Origin of the sequence: Kitasatospora griseola (genome assembly GCF_044999035.1) — a bacterium.
Taxonomy (GTDB): Bacteria; Actinomycetota; Actinomycetes; order Streptomycetales; family Streptomycetaceae; genus Kitasatospora; species Kitasatospora griseola.
This window is the reverse complement of the sequence record NZ_CP173360.1, coordinates 5497611-5514006: the sequence shown is the minus strand read 5'-3', so window position 1 is coordinate 5514006 and position 16396 is coordinate 5497611. Positions and strand designations below refer to the sequence as shown.

Here is a 16396-nt window from a genome sequence, read left to right as displayed (position 1 = left end):
ACTCCCAGCGCATTCGCCGCACCTGTGGACAACCCGGTCCTGTGGAAAACTCCGGTCCCCCGTAGGAGGGAAAACCGGATGATTTCTCCGCCCGCCGGGAACCGCCCCGAACTTGAGGCGCCTCTGCCGGAACCGTCCGGAACGAGCACCACCTCAACCGACAGCCGCCCACCCGGGAACCGCGTCAGGCCGCCGGGAACCGGCTCTCGTTGCGCTCGATCTTCTCCGCGAGCGCCCGCAGCGGGTCCACCTCCAGCACCGTGCACAGCTGCAGCAGGTAGGCCAGCACGTCGGCGACCTCGTCCCGGACGCGGTGCGCCGTGTCCGGGTCCGTCATCACCGTGGCGGCCTGTTCGGGCGTCAACCACTGGAAGATCTCCAGCAGTTCACCGGCCTCGACGCTCAGCGCCGAGGCCAGGTTCTTCGGGGTGTGGAACGGTTGCCAGTTCCTGGCGGCCGCGAACTCGGCCAGTCGCCGCTGGAGTTCGGGCACCGTGAGATCGTCGTTCATTCCCCCAGGTCTACCACTGCGGAGCCGTCGCGGGCCGCGCCCTGGACGGGCACCCGGGCGGCGGGTTCGGTGCGCCGCAGCAGGCTGTGGCCGGTGGCCGGATCGCGGCGGCACTCGACCAGTTCGACGCCGTCCAGGCCGAGCGCCAGACCGGGTTCCTGAAGGGTGGCGAGCAGCCGGATGTCGCCCTTGCCGGTGACTTCGCGGGCCAGCCGCAGCAGCGCGGCGACCTGCTCGGCCGCCAGGCCGGCCCCGAGGTCCTCGGCGAGCAGCACCAACTGCCGGTGCGCGTCGGGGACCTCGGCGGCCGGGTCGACGTCGATGACGTCGGCGCCGGTGAGCAGGACGGCGGCGAAGGCGAGCAGCCGCAGCATGCCGTCGGAGGCCTGGTCGGCGCCGGTCCGACCGAGCACGCCCTCGTCGAAGACGGCGATCAGTCGCTGCTGCGCGCCGTCGCCGCGCCGGGCGACGTCCAGGCCGAGCAGCGGGTGCGGGGCGGCGGCCTGGACGGTGCGCAGCAGCCGGGCCCACCGGCGCTGGCATTCGTGTTCGAGGCGACCGAGGACGGCGGAGATGTTGGCTGCGGTGCCGAGCAACCGGGCCTGCGGTTCGGGCCTGGCCCAGCCGCGCATCGCGGCGGGCACCGGGTGCAGGGCGAACACCTCGCGCAGTGCGGTGAGCAGTTGTTCGGAGGCGGCCAGGACCTTGCGCTCGCCGTTGGACGATCCGGCCACCCGCAGCGGCAGTTGGGCGGTGATCAGGCTGCTGCTGGACAGCGGTGCGCGGATGTCGCCCTGCCGGGAGTCGTTGTGCCAGGTGACGTTGACCCGGCCGCGGGCGAGGTCCTGCTCGCCGGTCTCCATCAGGGTCCGGCCGTCCAGGGTGAGCCACTCACGGGCGATCCGGACGCGTTCGTCGGTGCGCACCACCACTTCGAGCCGGACCGGCCCGACGCTGGAGCGCACGGTGCAGCCCAGGATGATCGCGTTGCGCCCGTGCGGCACGCAGCCGATCAGCCCGCCGCGCACCGGGACGGCGAGCGGGCCGCCGATCCCGCCGATGCCGTCCAGCGAGGGCTTGATCTCCTCGCCGAGGGCGAGCCGGGAGAGCACGGCGAGAGCGTCCAGGGCGTTGGACTTGCCCGCCCCGGACGGGCCGTGCAGGACGGTCAGCGGCGACAGCGGCAGGGTGGCGCGCCGGTAGGACTTGAAGGACGTCAGCCGCAGTTCCTCGACGGTGGGGCGCTTCACCAGAGGGGTGGGCTCCGCGGGCGGGCGTCCGCCCGACTGGACGGAGGAGCGGTCGGGCGGGCCGACCGGAGGCGGGGCCAAGGGGGCTTCGCTGGTCACTCCGAGCACTCTAGGCCCGCAGTGAGCTGGAGAAACGTCTCTCCTGACGGCCTTTCACCCCTTCGAGTCCCAACCGTCCCCGGGCCGCCGGCGAAGTGTCACCCGTACGCGGTGATCCGTACCGAACCGGTGACCTCCACCGGCTGCGGCAGCGCGTCCAGCGCGGCGGCCAGCGCGGCCGGGTCGGTGTGCCAGGCGCTCGGGCCCATCCCGACCACCGCGGCGGCGTCCGTCCGCGACAGCCGCAGCGTGAACTCCACCTCGGTGCGCCCCACCGGCGCGAACCAGGGGCCGAGCTTCTCCTCGATCCGCCGGTCCTTGTCCTCGTCCACCGACAGCAGGCCCAGCGCGCCCACCAGTTCCCGCAGGTGGCGGGAGGTCGGCGCGGCCACCAGCAGTTGCCCGCCCGGGCGCAGCACCCGGCGCATCTCCGGTCCGTTGCGCGGCGCGAACACGTTCAGCAGCACGTCCGCCGCACCGTCCCGCAGCGGCAGCGGGCGCCAGGCGTCGCACACCACGGCGCCGATCCTCGGGTGCGCCTTCGCGGCGCGCCGCAGCGCGTACTTCGACAGGTCGAGGGCCGCGCCGGCCGCGCCGGGCCGCGCCTGGAGCACCCGCGCCAGGTAGTGGCCGGTGCCCGCGCCCAGGTCGGCCACCAGGCCGGTGTCCACCGCGACGTCGGCGGCGGCCTCGGCCAGCGCCTGCTCCAGCGGACGGTAGTGGCCGGCCGCCAGGAACTCGCTGCGGGCGGCGACCATCTCCGCAGTGTCGGCGGTGCCCGCCTTCGCGTCACCGGCCAGCAGGCTGACGTAGCCCTGCCGGGCCTGGTCGAAGCTGTGGCCCTGCGGGCAGCGCAGGGTCCGACCGTCCAGGGTCAGTGGGCGGGCGCAGTGCGGGCAGACCAGATAGGGCTCGATGTCCTGCAGCAACTCGGTCGCATCCTCGCGGGATCGTCAGGGGCCGGGGGAACGTCGAGGGTATCCCGGCTGCGGACGCCTCGTCGCTCTCCCTGCCCCTGACCCCACCTGCGCCGACCTGCCGACGGCTCACTCCTCGCCGTCGTCGCCGACCTCTTCCTCCTCCGCCTCGTCGACCACCCACATCGCCAGCCGCTCCGCCACACCCGTGATGCCGAGCTTGCCCTCCCGGATCGCCCGGGCCAGGCTGCGCACCTCCCGCGCGGTGGTCGCCACCCGGCAGCCGCTGGCCACCAGGTACGCGTAGGCCACGGCGGTGGCGAACAGCTCGTTGTTGCGCTCCAGCGCGGGGACCCGGATCAGCTGGTGCATCAGCGCGGCCGCACGGTCCTGCGGCTCCGGGTAGACGGCGATGTCGAAGATCTCGGCCTGGTGCCTGGTGACCGCTGCGAGCAGCGATCCGTAGTCGGTGACCTGCGGGTCACCGGGCGTGTACTGCTCGGCGGTCATGAGCAGCCACGAGAGGTCGACCTCAAGTTTCAACGGCGCACGTCCTGGAGTTCGCTCGGCGACCCGAACTCGGCGAGGAACGCCGCCTCGTGCTCCTTCATGAACTGCGCCGCGGCATCCACGAAGTTGCGCCCCGCCTCGCCCATGTCCTGCTGGACCAGACGCTCGATGTACTGGTTCATGCTGATCCCCTGCTGTTCGGCCCGCTCGCGGGCCATCTCGGCGGTGGTCGCATCCACCCTGACGTTCAGCTGCTTCTTGGCCATGCTTCACGCTAGCGCCGTGGTGCTAGCACAACAAGGGCGCAAACCGGCCGCACCCCCCACTCCCCCACCCTGTCCGCCCGCGCCCCCGCGAAAACCGGCCACCGGGCCCGATCCGCCGACACCTCACACCTGGGCGCCGCCCGCCCGGAAACGCCGAACGGGCGCGGGGGAGGCTCCCGCGCCCGTTGCGACAGTGAATCGGCTACTGCCGGCCGGCGATCGGCTCCAGGATGGCCACGCACTCGAAGTGGTGGGTCATCGGGAACAGGTCGAAGGCGCGCAGCGAGACCGGGCGGTAGCCGCCCTCGCGGAAGAAGGCCAGGTCGCGGGAGAGCGCGGCGGGGTCGCAGGCGACGTAGGCGATGCGGCGGGCGGAGAGCGAGCAGAGGTGGGCGACGGTGTCGCGGCCGGCGCCGGCCCGGGGCGGGTCGAGGACGATCAGGTCGGTGGAGGTGATGCCGGTGCGGGGCAGCAGGGTCTCGACCTTGTCGCACTCGATGCGGACGTTCTCCAGCGCCGCGAGGTTGTGCCGGGCGTCCGCGACGGCCTGCTTGCCGGACTCGATGCCGAGCACCGCGCCGTCCTCGCCGACCCGCTCGGCGAGCGCGCCGGCGAACAGGCCGACGCCGCAGTACAGGTCGAGGGCGTTCTCGCCCCACTGCGGGTCGAGGCCGCTGAGGACGGCGTCGACCAGGGTGTCCGGGGCCTCGGGGTGGATCTGCCAGAAGCCGCCGTTGGAGACCCGCCAGGTGCGGCCGGCGGCGCGCTCGCGGACGAAGGTGCGGCCGTGCACGCGGTGGAACAGGTCCTGCTCGTCGATCCGGGCGATCGAGGTCTCCCGGTCGAGCTCGACCAGCGGCAGCTGCTCGCCGGGCTGCGGCCGCAGGATCACCTGCCGGTCGGAGGAGCCGGACGCCGCGATCACGTCGACGGCGGCGACGCCGGTCCAGTCGCGGGACTCGATGCCGAGTTCGGTGACGCCGGGCGCGGCGATCAGGCAGCGGTCGATCGGCTGGATGTCGTGCGAGCGGTGCTTGCGCAGCCCGATGGTGCCGTCCTCGTCGACGGCGTACTGCACCCGGGTGCGCCAGGCCGGGACCTCGCCGGCCTGGAGCTTGCCGCCGACCGGCTCGACCGAGCCGTCCCAGTGGGCCTCCTCGGGGGTGAGGCCGGCCAGCTTGGCGAGCTGCTCGGTGAGCACCGAACCCTTGAGCTTGCGCTGCCCGCCGGGGGTGACGTGCTGCCAGTCGCAGCCGCCGCACTTGCCGGGGCCGGAGAACGGGCAGGGGGCCTCGATCCGCTCCTTGGCGGCCTCCAGCACCTCCACCGCGTCCGCCCGCAGGAACCGCGAGGTGGTGGTGCCGTCGGTGACCTGCACGATCACCCGCTCGCCGGGCAGCGCGTGCCGGACGAACAGCACTCGGCCCTCGTGCCGGGCCACGCAGTGCCCGCCGTGCGCGACCGGCCCGACCTCGACCTCGTAGCGCTCGCCGACCAGCGGGTCCCCGGAGGGCTGCCGCAGCACCGGCTTGGTCGGCCGCACCGCCTTGGGCGCCCGCACCGCGCCGGGCTTGCGACCCTGCCGCTCGGCCTTCTTCGCCGCGGCGCCCTGGGCGCCCTTGCCGTCCCGAGCGCCCTGGGCGCCCTTCGCCGCGCCCTTGGCCGACTTCTCGACCGCCGGCTTCGCGACCGCCTGCCGCTCGGCGGCGGGGCGCTGCTCGCCGGGCACCGGCGGCAGGCTGCGGGCGGTGTTGCCCTCCCGGTCGGTGGCCTCGGGCCGGGACGGCCGGCTGCTCCAGCGCGGGTGCGCCACCTGCCCGGGCTTGGCGCCGGACGTGCGGCCGGGGCGGCCCTGGCGACCGGAGGAGCGGGGCGGGTTGTTGCGGGTCACGGGGCGCTTCCTTACGCGATACGAAAGACGGGGGACGGACGGTGGAGAACACGGCGGCCCGTGGCGGACCGGGAACGATCCGCCACGGGCCCATTGAAGGCCATCGGGAGGCCGGACGGGCTTGCGCGGCTAGTCGCGCGGCGCGGCGTCGTCCTTGCCGCCCCGGGACTCCCCGGGAGCCTGTCCGCGTCGCGGACGGGGCTCGCCGCGGCGCACCGCGCCGGGCGCGGACCACGCCTTGGGCGCCTTGCGCCGTTCCGAGGACTCCAACTGCCAGGGTACGGACGTCACCATCACACCGGGCTTGAACAGCAGACGTCCCTTGAGCCGCAGCGCGCTCTGGTTGTGCAGCAGGTGCTCGTACCAGTGGCCGACCACGTACTCGGGGATGTAGACCGCGACCACGTCGCGCGGGCTGTCCCGGCGCAGGTTCTTCACGTACTCCAGCACCGGGCCGGTGATCTCGCGGTACGGCGAGTCGAGGACCTTCAGCGGCACCTCGATGCCGCGTTCGTCCCACTCCTTGCGCAGTGCCGCGGTGTCGACCGGGTCGACGTTGACGGTGACGGCTTCCAGGATGTGCGCCCGGGACAGCTGGGCGTAGGCGAGGGCGCGCAGCGCGGGCTTGTGCAGCTTGGAGACCAGCACGACGGCGTGCACCCGGGTCGGCGGGGCGACGTCCGCGGGCTCCTCGGCGGCCTTCAGCTCGGCGTTGACGCTGTCGTAGTGCCGGCGGATCGCCTTCATCATCACGAACAGCACCACCATCAGCGCGATGGCGATCCAGGCGTGGCCGATCTTGGTGGCGAGCACCACGATCAGCACGGCCATGGTCATCACCAGGCCGAAGGTGTTGATCGCCCGGCTGCGCTGCATGCGGGCGCGCTTCTTCGGGTCGGTCTCGGTCTTCAGCAGCCGGGTCCAGTGCCGGATCATGCCGGACTGACTCATGTTGAACGCCACGAACACGCCGACGATGTACAGCTGGATCAGCCGGTTCGGGTCGGCGCCGAACGCCACGATGAACAGGACCGCCGCGCCGGCCAGCAGCACGATGCCGTTGGAGAACGCCAGCCGGTCGCCGCGGGTGTGCAGCTGCCGCGGCAGGTAGCGGTCCTGGGCCAGGATCGAGCCGAGCACCGGGAAGCCGTTGAACGCGGTGTTCGCGGCCAGCACCAGGATCAGGCCGGTGGTGCCCGCGACGAAGTAGAAGCCCGGGGTGAAGTTGGAGAACACCGCCTCGGAGATCTGCGCCAGCACGGTCTTCTGGTGGTAGCCCTCGGGCGCGCCGATCAGCTGCTCGGTCGGGTTCTCGGCCATCTGCGTCCCGGTCAGGTGCGCCAGGTAGATGATGCCCATGAACATCGTGACGGCGATGGACGCCATCATCAGCAGCGTGGTCGCCGCGTTCTTGCTCTTCGGCTTGCGGAAGGCCGGCACGCCGTTGGAGATGGCCTCCACACCGGTCAGCGCCGCACAGCCCGACGAGAACGCCTTGAGCAGCAGGAACACCAGCGCGAACCCGCCCAGCGCCCCGTTCCCGGGCGTCGCCTCCAGGTGGTACGCCGAGCTCTCCGCGGGCAGCGCCGCACCGAACCCGAAGTGCCGCACCAGGCCGTAGACCACCATGCCGAGCACGCCCACCATGAACGCGTACGTCGGCACCGCGAACGCGGAACCGGACTCGCGGACACCGCGCAGGTTCATGCCCATCAGCAGGATGACCACGAAGACCGACAGCGCCATCTCGTGCCCGCGCAGCGCCGGCACCGCCGACACCACGTTGGCCACGCCGGAGGTGGTGGACACCGCCACGGTCAGGATGTAGTCGACCATCAGCGCACTCGCCACCACCAGGCCGGAGTTCGGCCCGTGGTTGACGGTGGCGACCTCGTAGTCGCCGCCGCCGCTCGGGTACGCGTGCACGTTCTGCCGGTACGAGGCGACCACCGCGAGCATCACGATGGCGACGACGACGCCGATCTGCCAGGAGAAGTGGATCGCCCCGGCGCCGGCCAGCGACAGCGTGAGCAGGATCTCCTCGGGCGCGTACGCCACGGAGGAGAGCGCGTCCGAGGCGAACACCGGCAGCGCGATCCGCTTGGGGAGCAGCGTCTCCCCCAGCTTGTCGCTGCGCAGCGCACGCCCGATCAGGATGCGTTTCGGTAGGTCAGCAGGCATAGGCACAGCAAGGAATGCTAAAGGCTCGCGGCGGCAACCGACGCCGCACGGGGGCACCTTGGTCGCGACTGTGTTCGGCGGACCGGCTAGCGTGTCGGAATACGGGTTAGCGGGCAACACCTCGTTGCCCCCTCGCGTCGGATCACAGGCGCGATCGAGAACTCGCCCCCGCAATCGGGGGCACGGAAGGACGATGAGCGGTGTTTACGCAGGTCATGACCCCAACGGATCGGGTGAGGTAGTCGCGTGCACATCGTCATCATGGGCTGCGGGCGCGTGGGCTCCGCCCTCGCCAGAACGCTCGAGAAACAAGGCCACTCGGTCGCGGTCATCGACCAGGACCCGACCGCCTTCCGTCGGCTCGGAGCGGGCTTCAACGGCCGCCGGGTCACCGGTGTCGGCTTCGACCAGGACACCCTGAGGGAAGCCGGAATCGAGGAGGCGGGCGCCTTCGCCGCCGTTTCCAGCGGTGACAACTCGAACATCATCGCGGCCCGGGTGGCCCGCGAGAACTTCGGCGTCGAGCACGTCGCGGCCCGCATCTACGACCCGCGCCGCGCCGAGGTCTACCAGCGCCTGGGCATCCCGACCGTCGCCACCGTCCGCTGGACGGCCGACCAGATGCTGCGCCGGCTGCTGCCCAGCGGCGCCGAGCCGGTCTGGCAGGACCCGTCGGGCGCCGTGCAGCTCGCCGAGGTGGCCTTCAACCCCGCCTGGATAGGCCACCGCCTGTCCGAGCTGGAGGCCGAGGCCGGTGTCCGGGTGGCGTTCGTCACGCGGGTCGGCGAGGGCGTGCTGCCCACCCCGCAGATGGTGGTGCAGGAGGGCGACCTGGTGCACGTGATGCTGCGCCGCAACGAACTGACCGCGGTCGAGGCGGCCTTCGCCAAGGGCCCCGAGGAGGCTGGTCACTGATGCGCGTCGCAATCGCCGGAGCCGGTGCCGTCGGTCGTTCCATTGCCGGAGAGCTGCTGGAGAACGGCCACGAGGTCCTGCTGATCGACAAGAACCCGAACTCCATCTCGGTGGAGCGGGTCCCGCTGGCGGAGTGGCTGCTCGCCGACGCCTGCGAGATCACCTCGCTGGACGAGGCCGCCCTGCAGCGCTGCCACGTGGTGATCGCCGCCACCGGTGACGACAAGGTCAACCTGGTCGTCTCGCTGCTCGCCAAGACCGAGTACGGGGTGCCCCGGGTGGTCGCCCGGGTGAACAACCCGAAGAACGAGTGGCTGTACAACGAGTCCTGGGGCGTGGACGTCGCAGTCTCCACCCCGCGCCTGATGTCGGCGCTGGTCGAGGAGGCCGTGAGCGTCGGCGACCTGGTCCGGCTGATGCGCTTCTCGCAGGGCAACGCCAACCTGGTCGAACTCACCCTGGCCGCCGACACCGGCCTGGTCGGCACCCGGGTCGCGGACGTGGCCTGGCCGGTGGACACCGCGCTGGTCACCATCATCCGCGCGGGCCGGGTGCTGGTCCCCGGCGGCAGCGACACCCTGGAGGCCGGCGACGAGCTGCTGTTCGTGGCCGCCCAGGAGCGCGAGGAGGAGCTGGAGACGCTGCTCGCCGGCTGATCCGCCCCGCCGTACGACGAAGGGCCCGCGCGATGCGCGGGCCCTTCGTCGCATCCGGGGCTCTACTTCTGCGGCTCTTCCTCGTCCTCGGGCAGCTCCGCCTTGATCGGCGGCGGCGCCTTCAGCAGGATCTGCCAGGTGACGTACATCGCCAGCAGCATCGGCGGAATACCGAGGGCGACCTTCAGCCAGCCCAGCAGGTTGACGTTGTGGGTGAAGTACAGCGGGAACAGGATCATCGGCTTCAGGCCCATGATCACCACCCAGGCCCAGGTCGCCCGGGTGTAGGCGGCGAGCCGGCCCGGGTTCTGCTTGCGCCAGGTGAACATCTCGCCGGTGATCGGGCCCAGCATCAGTCCGATCATCGGCCAGCGCACCAGTGCGGAGATCGCCAGCGCCACGCAGTAGCCGACGTTCCACAGCAGACCCGGCAGGTAGAAGTCCTCGGCCTTGCCGGTCTTCATCGAGATCCAGGCGCCGAGCGCCACGCCGAACACGCCGGAGAAGGCGTGCTGGATGGTCTCCCGGCGGGCCAGTCGGACCACCACGAACACCGCGCACAGGGCCAGCGCCGACCAGGCGGCCACCGGCACCTTGTGGGTGATGTTGAAGGCGACGATGAACACCAGGCCGGGCAGCGTCATGTCGATCATGCCGCGGACGCCGCCGAACGCCTTCAGCACCGTCTCGGCCGCCTCCTTGGAGGCGTCCCGCTCGTCATCGCCGCCCTGGGGGTCGTGCGCGGCCATCCTGACCGCCTCGGCCTCGTTGCTCACGCGGACTCGCTCCCGTGTCCCACCGGACGCAGCTCGTAGCGGGGGTTGAAGAGCACGCGGCGCCCGCGTGCGTGGCCGATCCGGCCGCTGGCGATCAGGCGGCGGCCCGGCTCGATCCCCACGATCGAGCGACGGCCCAGCCATACCACGTCCAGCGCCTCCGTGCCGTCGAACAGCTCGGCCTCCAGCGCGGGCACGCCCGCGCGCGGGCGCAGCGTGACGGTCCGCAGCGTGCCGGCCACCGTGACGATCTCACGGTCGCCGCAGGCGGCGATCGGGGTGCAGCCCGCCTCGGCGGTGTCCTGCCGCAGTTCCTCGGCCGCCAGCTCCTCCGAGGAGGTCGTCAGCCGACTCAGCATGCGGCGGAAACGGCCCTGCGGCTGGTCGCCGATGTTGTCACCACTCATGCCGGAAGGGTACCGGTTCACCCCCGCCGGGCGGCAGAGCTCCGGCCGCGCCGGTCACGCCCCGGTCACGCCCCGGTCACGGCTCGAAGCGGTAGCCCATGCCCGGTTCGGTGATGAAGTGGCGGGGGTGCGACGGGTCGGCCTCCAGCTTCCGACGCAGCTGTGCCAGGTAGACCCGCAGGTAGTTGGTCTCCTTGCGGTAGGCCGGTCCCCACACCTCCTGCAGCAGCTGGGTCTGGCTGACCAGCCGCCCGGAGTTGCGCACCAGCACTTCCAGCAGGTGCCATTCGGTGGGGGTGAGTCGGACGTCGTGGCCCTGACGGTTGACCTTCTTGGCGGCCAGGTCGACGGTGAACGACTCGGTGGCGACCACCGGCTCGCCCTCGGCGGTGACCGGCTCGGCGCGGCGCACCGCGGCCCGCATCCGGGCCAGCAGCTCGTCCATGCCGAACGGCTTGGTGACGTAGTCGTCGGCGCCGGCGTCCAGTGCCTCGACCTTCTCGTCGGAGGCGTGCCGGGCGGACAGCACGATGATCGGCACCCGGGTCCAGCCGCGCAGGCCGCGGATCACCTCGACGCCGTCCATGTCGGGCAGGCCGAGGTCGAGCACCACCACGTCGGGGTGGCGGGCGGCGGCCAGTTCCAGGGCGCTCGCGCCGTCGTGCGCGGAGTCCACCTCGTACTTGCGGGCCTTGAGGTTGATCACCAGGGCGCGGACGATCTGCGGTTCGTCGTCCACCACGAGGACCCGGGTCATGCGGGACCGGCCTTTCCGTTGTCAGCGTGGTCGTGCAGGTCGACGGCGGGCAGGGAGACCACCATGGTCAGCCCGCCGCCGGGAGTGTCCTCGGCGGTGACGGCGCCGCCCATCGCCTCGGCGAAGCCGCGCGCCACCGCCAGGCCGAGGCCGACGCCGGTGCCGCGCGGGGCGTCGCCGTAGCGCTGGAACGGGGCGAAGATCCGCTCCCGGGCCTCCTCGGGGACGCCCGGGCCGCGGTCGACGACGCGCAGCTCGACCCGGCCGTCGCGGGGCAGCAGGTCCGCCTTGACCAGCACCGGGCTGCCGGGCGGGCCGTACTTGACGGCGTTCTCCACCAGGTTGGCGAGCACCCGCTCCAGCAGCCCGGTGTCGGCGCGCACCATCGGCAGCGACTCCGCCACGTCCAGCCGGACGCTGCCGGGCGGTACGCCGCCGAGGGCGAACGGCACCACCTCGTCCAGGTCGGTGGGCTGGAGCAGCGGGGTGACGGTGCCGGTCTGCAGGCGGCTCATGTCCAGCAGGTTGTTGATCAGATGATCGAGGCGGTCCGCGCCGGACTCGATGCCGGCCAGCAGCTCGGCCTCGTCCTCCGGGTCCCACTCGACGTCCTCGGCGCGCAGCGAGGTGACGGCGGCCTTGATCCCGGCCAGCGGGGTGCGCAGGTCGTGCGAGACGGCGGCCAGCAGCGCGGTGCGGATCCGGTTGCCCTCGGCCTCGCGGCGGGCGGCGACGGCCTCCCCCGCCAGCCGGCGGCGCTCCAGCAGCACGGCGGCCTGGTTGGCGAACGCGCCGAGCATCCGCCGGTCCGCGGCGGGCAGCACCCGGCCGCGCAGCACCAGGGCGAGGCGTTCGCCGACCGGCACGTCCACGTCCGCCTGCTCGGGCCCGGCGGGCGGGCGCGGACCGACCGCGGCGGCGGCGCGCCAGGGGGCGTGCGGGTCGGCGCGCTCGACCAGCGCCACGGCCTCCTGCTGGAAGGTCTCCCGGACCTGCTCCAGCAGCGCTGTCAGCACCCCCTCGCCGGTGGGGGCGCCGCGCAGCACGGTGCCGGCCAGCGCCGACATGGTCTGCGCCTCGGCCTGGGCGCGGGCCGCCTGATGGCTGCGCCGGGCGGCCAGGTCGACCACGGTGGCGACCGCGATGCCGACCGCGGTGAAGATCGCCACCGCCAGGATGTTCTGCGGCTCGGCGATGGTGAAGGCGTGGATGGGGGGCGCGAAGTAGTAGTTGAGCGCCGTCGATCCGACCAGCGCCGAGGCGATCGCCGGGTACAGCCCGCCGACCAGCGCCGCGCACACCGTCAGCGACAGGAACAGCAGCATGTCGGTGGAGAGCCCCTGCCCGTGGAACCGGCTCAGCACCAGCGCCAGCAGCGGCGGCCCGGCCACGCCGATCAGCCAGCCCGCCACCGTCCGGGTCCGGCCCAGGTCGGTGACCTTCCGGATCGGGATCCGGCCCCGGCCGCGCGCCGCGTGCTCGTGGTTGACCATGTGGACGTCGATGTCCCCGGAGTCCCGGGTCACCGTGTAGCCGACGCCCGGCCCGTACACGTACTGCCAGACCTTGCGGCGGCTGGTGCCGATCACGATCTGGGTGGCGTTGACGCCGCGCGCGAAGTCCAGCAGCCCGGCCGCCGGGTCGTCGCCGAGCACCGAGTGGAAGCTGCCGCCGAGGCTCTCCACCAGCGCGCGCTGCTCGATCAACGTTTGCGGCGAGGAACCCGACAGGCCGTCGGAGCGCGAGATGTGCACCGCCAGCAGTTCGCCGGCGCTGCCGCGGGCCGCGATCCTGGCGGCCCGGCGGATCAGCGTGGCGCCCTCCGGGCCGCCGGTCAGGCCGACCACGATCCGCTCCCGGGCCTGCCAGGTGCCCTGGATGCCCTGCTCGGCCCGGTACCGCTGCAGGTACTCGTCGACCCGGTCGGCCGTCCACAGCAGCGCCAGCTCGCGCAGCGCCGTCAGGTTGCCGGGCCGGAAGTAGTGGGCGAGCGCCGCGTCCACCTTCTCCGGCGCGTACACGTTGCCGTGCGCCAGGCGGCGGCGCAGCGCCTGCGGCGACATGTCGACCAGCTCGATCTGGTCGGCGCGCCGCACCACCTCGTCCGGGACGGTCTCCCGCTGGCGGACGCCGGTGATGCCCTCGACCACGTCGCCGAGCGACTCCAGGTGCTGGATGTTGACGGTGGAGATCACGTCGATCCCGGCCGCCAGCAGCTCCTCGACGTCCTGCCAGCGCTTGGCGTGCCGCGAACCGGGGACGTTGGTGTGGGCGAGCTCGTCGATCAGCACCACCGCGGGGTCGCGGTCCAGCACCGCGTCCAGGTCGAGTTCGGTGAACTCGGCGCCGCGATGGGTCATGGTGCGGCGCGGGACGATCTCCAGGCCGTCCAGCAGTTCGGCGGTGCGGGCGCGCCCGTGGGTCTCCACGAATCCGACCACCACGTCCGCGCCGCGCTCGAGTCGGCGGTGCGCCTCGGCGAGCATGGCGTACGTCTTGCCGACGCCCGGGGCCGCCCCGAGGTAGATCCGCAGCCGGCCGCGGCCCGTGTGCACCATGCCCCTGAGATTAAGCCCTGCAATCGGAATATCCGCTGATCAGGCTGGCTTGGCTGAAGAATTGTCAACTTCTTGACGCCCGTTGCGCCACAATGCCGAACGAATCGATCGACTCCAGGGGGACCACATGCGCGGACTCGTACTCGGCGGCGGCGGACTCGCCGGCATCGCCTGGGAGACCGGCCTGCTCCACGGCCTCGCCGAAGCCGGCCTCGACCTCCCCGGCACCGCCGACCACATCCTCGGCACCTCCGCCGGAGCCACCGTCGGCGGCCAACTCGCCTCCGGACTCCCGCTCGCCGAACTCCACCTCCGACAGACCGACCCCGCCCGGCAGAACCACGAGATCGTCCCGCCCACCGAAACCCTCGGCGCCTTCCTCGAAACCTACGGCGCCCTGCTCGCCGAGATCACCGACCCCGCCGAGCTGCGCCGCCGCCTCGGCCGCCTCGCCCTGGACGCCGACACCGTCCCCGCCGCCGAACGACGCCACGTCATCGCCGGCCGGCTCCCCGCCCACGACTGGCCCGACCGTCCGCTCACCCTCACCGCCGTCGACGCCGACACCGGCGAACTCCGCACCTTCGACCGCCACAGCGGCGTCCCCCTGGTCGACGCCGTCGCCGCCAGCTGCGCCATCCCCGGCATCTGGCCCACCGTCGAGATCGACGGCCACCGCTACATGGACGGCGGCATCCGCAGCTACACCAACGCCGACCTGATGGCCGGCCGGCAGACCGTCCTGGTCATCGCCCCGATGACCGACCACCACCTTGCCACCGAACTGGAGACGCTCCGGGCCACCGGCACCGCCCTCGCCCTCACCCCCGACGAGGACGCGCTCGCCGCCTTCGGCGTCAACCCGCTCGACACCACCGTCCGCGCCCCCGCCGCCGAGGCCGGCCGCACCCAGGCCCGACGGGTCGCCGACCAGGTCCGCGAACTCTGGGCCTGACCTTCGCGCGGCTACTCGACGATCTTGCCGTCCCGCAGCTCCAGCACCCGGTCCGCCAGGTCCATGAGCTGCGGGTCGTGCGTCGCCACCAGCGCCGTCACGCCCTCGCTGCGCACCACCGCCCGCAGCAGCTCCATGATCGCCAGACCGGTGTCCGAGTCCAGCTGCCCGGTCGGCTCGTCCGCGATCAGCAGCGCCGGCTCGTTCGCCAACGCCCGCGCCACCGCCACCCGCTGCTGCTGACCACCCGACAGCTCCGTCGGCCGCTGCGCCGCGTGATCGGCCAGGCCCACCAGCGCCAGCAGCGTCCGGACCCGCTCCTCGCGCTCCTTCACCGCCACCCGGCGCAACCGCATCGGCACCCCGACGTTCTCCGCCGCCGTCAGCACCGAGATCAGCCCGAACGACTGGAACACGAAACCGATCCGGTCCCGCCGCAGCGCCAACCGGCCCGACTCGTCCAGACCCGACAGGTCCATCCCCGCGATGCTGATCCGCCCCGCCGACGGCATGTCCAGACCGCCCACCAGGTTCAGCAGCGTCGTCTTCCCCGACCCCGACCGGCCCCGCAGCGCCGTCAACTCCCCGGCCTTCGCCGTGAACGACACCCCGCGCACCGCGTGCACCGCCCGGTCACCCGCGCCGAACGTCCGGTGCACGTCCTCCACGACCACCATTGCGCCGGTCACCCGCGAACCTCCGATCCCTCCGCACGCCACACCCCGATGTGGTCCTCCTCCAACGCCAGCCGCACCCGGCGGCTCAGCCCCAACGCCTCCGTGAAGTCCTGCGGCAACTGCAACCGGCCCACCCGGTCCAGCACCGCGTACTCCACTCCCGGCTCGCCCCGCTCCGGACGCAGCACCTCCGTCGAGGTCCGCCCGTTGCGGATCCGCACGGTGCGCCGCACCTCCTGAGCGACCATCGGGTCATGGGTGACGATCAGCACCGTCACCCCCAACTCCTCGTTCACCGAACGCAGCGCCGCGAAGATCTCCTCGCTGGTCGCACTGTCCAGCTCACCCGTCGGCTCGTCCGCCAGCAGCAGTGCCGGCGAGTTCGCGTTCGCCACCGCGATCGCCACCCGCTGCTGCTCACCGCCCGACATCTCCGCCGGCCGACGACCCGCCAGATGCGCGATGCCCAGCATCCCCAACAGGTCCGCCGCCAGCCGCTGCCGATCCCGCCGCGGCACCCGCGCGTACCCCATCGGCAGCATCACGTTCTCCACCGCGGTCAGGTACGGCAACAGATTCCGTGCCGTCTGCTGCCAGACGAACCCCACCGTCCGGCGCCGGAACGCCAATCGCTCCTTCTTGTCCATCGCCAGCAGGTCGTACCCCGCCACCCGGGCACTGCCCGCCGTCGGCACGTCCAGCCCCGCGAGGATCCCCAGCAACGTCGACTTGCCGGAACCCGAGGCGCCCACCACCGCGATCAACTCGCCGTCCTCGACCGTCAGATCGAGCCCCTGCAGGGCCTGCACCTCGACGCCCTCGGAACGGTGGATCCGCACCAGGTTCTCGCACACCACCATGCCCTCGACCGGCGGCGGCCCCGCCGCGACCGCCCGCCTGCGCAGTTCGTCCAGCCCCTCGGGCTCCGACACCGCCGGCACCCCCACCGTCTCAGCCCCCACCGCGTTCCCCTCCGGCCGCCGGAGCCACCGCTCACCACGGCCTGCGTTCCGGTCCGACACCCGGCCGGGCGGGCGGGGCAGTCCCCTGTTCTGCCCCGACCACCCGAC

16 protein-coding genes are annotated in these 16396 nt (G+C 72.6%); 3 read left to right on the top strand and 13 right to left on the bottom strand.

Annotated elements, in window-relative coordinates; genetic code table 11:
* Positions 1 to 184: 184 nt before the first annotated feature.
* From ACI1MP_RS25085 to ACI1MP_RS25055, 7 genes are all read right to left on the bottom strand, one after another.
* A complete protein-coding gene (locus tag ACI1MP_RS25085; RefSeq protein WP_404869520.1) occupies positions 185 to 511 on the bottom strand; it encodes a nucleotide pyrophosphohydrolase in 327 nt (108 codons plus the stop codon).
* A complete protein-coding gene (locus tag ACI1MP_RS25080) occupies positions 508 to 1860 on the bottom strand; it encodes an AAA family ATPase (protein ID WP_404869519.1) in 1353 nt (450 codons plus the stop codon). The genes ACI1MP_RS25085 and ACI1MP_RS25080 overlap by 4 nt, the downstream gene beginning before the upstream one ends.
* A 98-nt stretch (positions 1861 to 1958) precedes the next feature.
* On the bottom strand, positions 1959 to 2789 hold the full coding sequence (locus ACI1MP_RS25075) for a putative RNA methyltransferase (RefSeq protein ID WP_404869518.1): 831 nt from the start codon (positions 2787 to 2789) through the stop codon (positions 1959 to 1961).
* A gap of 117 nt (positions 2790 to 2906) precedes the next feature.
* A complete protein-coding gene (locus ACI1MP_RS25070; protein WP_100585656.1) occupies positions 2907 to 3320 on the bottom strand; it encodes a fic family toxin-antitoxin system, toxin component in 414 nt (137 codons plus the stop codon).
* On the bottom strand, positions 3317 to 3553 hold the full coding sequence (locus tag ACI1MP_RS25065) for a toxin-antitoxin system HicB family antitoxin (RefSeq protein ID WP_035862820.1): 237 nt from the start codon (positions 3551 to 3553) through the stop codon (positions 3317 to 3319). The genes ACI1MP_RS25070 and ACI1MP_RS25065 overlap by 4 nt, the downstream gene beginning before the upstream one ends.
* Positions 3554 to 3755: 202 nt before the next feature.
* Positions 3756 to 5078 carry a class I SAM-dependent RNA methyltransferase gene (locus tag ACI1MP_RS25060; protein WP_404870829.1) on the bottom strand — a complete coding sequence of 441 codons (1323 nt, stop codon included), beginning with the start codon at positions 5076 to 5078 and terminating at the stop codon, positions 3756 to 3758.
* Positions 5079 to 5573: 495 nt separating this feature from the next.
* Positions 5574 to 7625 carry an APC family permease gene (locus ACI1MP_RS25055; RefSeq protein ID WP_100585655.1) on the bottom strand — a complete coding sequence of 684 codons (2052 nt, stop codon included), beginning with the start codon at positions 7623 to 7625 and terminating at the stop codon, positions 5574 to 5576.
* A 246-nt stretch (positions 7626 to 7871) separates the two neighbouring features.
* Between ACI1MP_RS25055 and ACI1MP_RS25050 the strand changes: the two genes are divergently transcribed.
* A complete protein-coding gene (locus tag ACI1MP_RS25050; RefSeq protein WP_100585654.1) occupies positions 7872 to 8540 on the top strand; it encodes a TrkA family potassium uptake protein in 669 nt (222 codons plus the stop codon).
* Complete coding sequence (locus ACI1MP_RS25045; protein ID WP_035862848.1) at positions 8540 to 9196, top strand: TrkA family potassium uptake protein; 657 nt, start codon at positions 8540 to 8542, stop codon at positions 9194 to 9196. Before ACI1MP_RS25050 ends, ACI1MP_RS25045 begins: the two co-directional genes overlap by 1 nt.
* A 62-nt stretch (positions 9197 to 9258) precedes the next feature.
* Here the strand turns inward: ACI1MP_RS25045 and ACI1MP_RS25040 are convergent, their stop codons facing one another.
* The 4 genes from ACI1MP_RS25040 to ACI1MP_RS25025 all read right to left on the bottom strand — a co-directional run bounded on the left by ACI1MP_RS25040 (position 9259) and on the right by ACI1MP_RS25025 (position 13694).
* A complete protein-coding gene (locus ACI1MP_RS25040) occupies positions 9259 to 9972 on the bottom strand; it encodes a DUF3159 domain-containing protein (RefSeq protein ID WP_232733894.1) in 714 nt (237 codons plus the stop codon).
* The gene (locus tag ACI1MP_RS25035; protein WP_043916373.1) at positions 9969 to 10379 is read right to left on the bottom strand and encodes an OB-fold nucleic acid binding domain-containing protein; all 411 of its coding nucleotides are present in this window, start codon (positions 10377 to 10379) and stop codon (positions 9969 to 9971) included. Before ACI1MP_RS25035 ends, ACI1MP_RS25040 begins: the two co-directional genes overlap by 4 nt.
* A gap of 76 nt (positions 10380 to 10455) precedes the next feature.
* Positions 10456 to 11136 (bottom strand): response regulator, encoded by a 681-nt coding sequence (locus ACI1MP_RS25030; protein ID WP_043914021.1) that lies wholly within the window; start codon positions 11134 to 11136, stop codon positions 10456 to 10458.
* Positions 11133 to 13694, bottom strand: a complete 2562-nt coding sequence (locus tag ACI1MP_RS25025; protein WP_404869517.1) for an ATP-binding protein — start codon at positions 13692 to 13694, stop codon at positions 11133 to 11135. Before ACI1MP_RS25025 ends, ACI1MP_RS25030 begins: the two co-directional genes overlap by 4 nt.
* A 127-nt stretch (positions 13695 to 13821) precedes the next feature.
* On the opposite strand from ACI1MP_RS25025, the gene ACI1MP_RS25020 reads away from it, so the two are divergent.
* Complete coding sequence (locus ACI1MP_RS25020) at positions 13822 to 14649, top strand: patatin-like phospholipase family protein (protein WP_380335625.1); 828 nt, start codon at positions 13822 to 13824, stop codon at positions 14647 to 14649.
* Between the two features lie 11 nt (positions 14650 to 14660).
* On the opposite strand, the gene ACI1MP_RS25015 is transcribed toward ACI1MP_RS25020, so the two are convergent.
* Together ACI1MP_RS25015 and ACI1MP_RS25010 are read right to left on the bottom strand one after the other, a co-directional pair.
* Positions 14661 to 15326, bottom strand: coding sequence for an ABC transporter ATP-binding protein (locus tag ACI1MP_RS25015; protein WP_043914025.1), 666 nt, complete (start codon positions 15324 to 15326; stop codon positions 14661 to 14663).
* Between the two features lie 8 nt (positions 15327 to 15334).
* Positions 15335 to 16258, bottom strand: a complete 924-nt coding sequence (locus ACI1MP_RS25010; RefSeq protein ID WP_369879997.1) for an ABC transporter ATP-binding protein — start codon at positions 16256 to 16258, stop codon at positions 15335 to 15337.
* Between the last annotated feature and the right edge of the window lie 138 nt (positions 16259 to 16396).

Coding starts and splice junctions, on each gene's coding strand:
- ACI1MP_RS25025 (WP_404869517.1), bottom strand. CDS start 13,694: ATGGTGCACACGGGCCGCGGCCGGCTGCGGATCTACCTCGGGGCGGCC.
- ACI1MP_RS25020 (WP_380335625.1), top strand. CDS start 13,822: ATGCGCGGACTCGTACTCGGCGGCGGCGGACTCGCCGGCATCGCCTGG.
- ACI1MP_RS25035 (WP_043916373.1), bottom strand. CDS start 10,379: ATGAGTGGTGACAACATCGGCGACCAGCCGCAGGGCCGTTTCCGCCGC.
- ACI1MP_RS25055 (WP_100585655.1), bottom strand. CDS start 7,625: ATGCCTGCTGACCTACCGAAACGCATCCTGATCGGGCGTGCGCTGCGC.
- ACI1MP_RS25030 (WP_043914021.1), bottom strand. CDS start 11,136: ATGACCCGGGTCCTCGTGGTGGACGACGAACCGCAGATCGTCCGCGCC.
- ACI1MP_RS25015 (WP_043914025.1), bottom strand. CDS start 15,326: ATGGTGGTCGTGGAGGACGTGCACCGGACGTTCGGCGCGGGTGACCGG.
- ACI1MP_RS25045 (WP_035862848.1), top strand. CDS start 8,540: ATGCGCGTCGCAATCGCCGGAGCCGGTGCCGTCGGTCGTTCCATTGCC.
- ACI1MP_RS25065 (WP_035862820.1), bottom strand. CDS start 3,553: ATGGCCAAGAAGCAGCTGAACGTCAGGGTGGATGCGACCACCGCCGAG.
- ACI1MP_RS25085 (WP_404869520.1), bottom strand. CDS start 511: ATGAACGACGATCTCACGGTGCCCGAACTCCAGCGGCGACTGGCCGAG.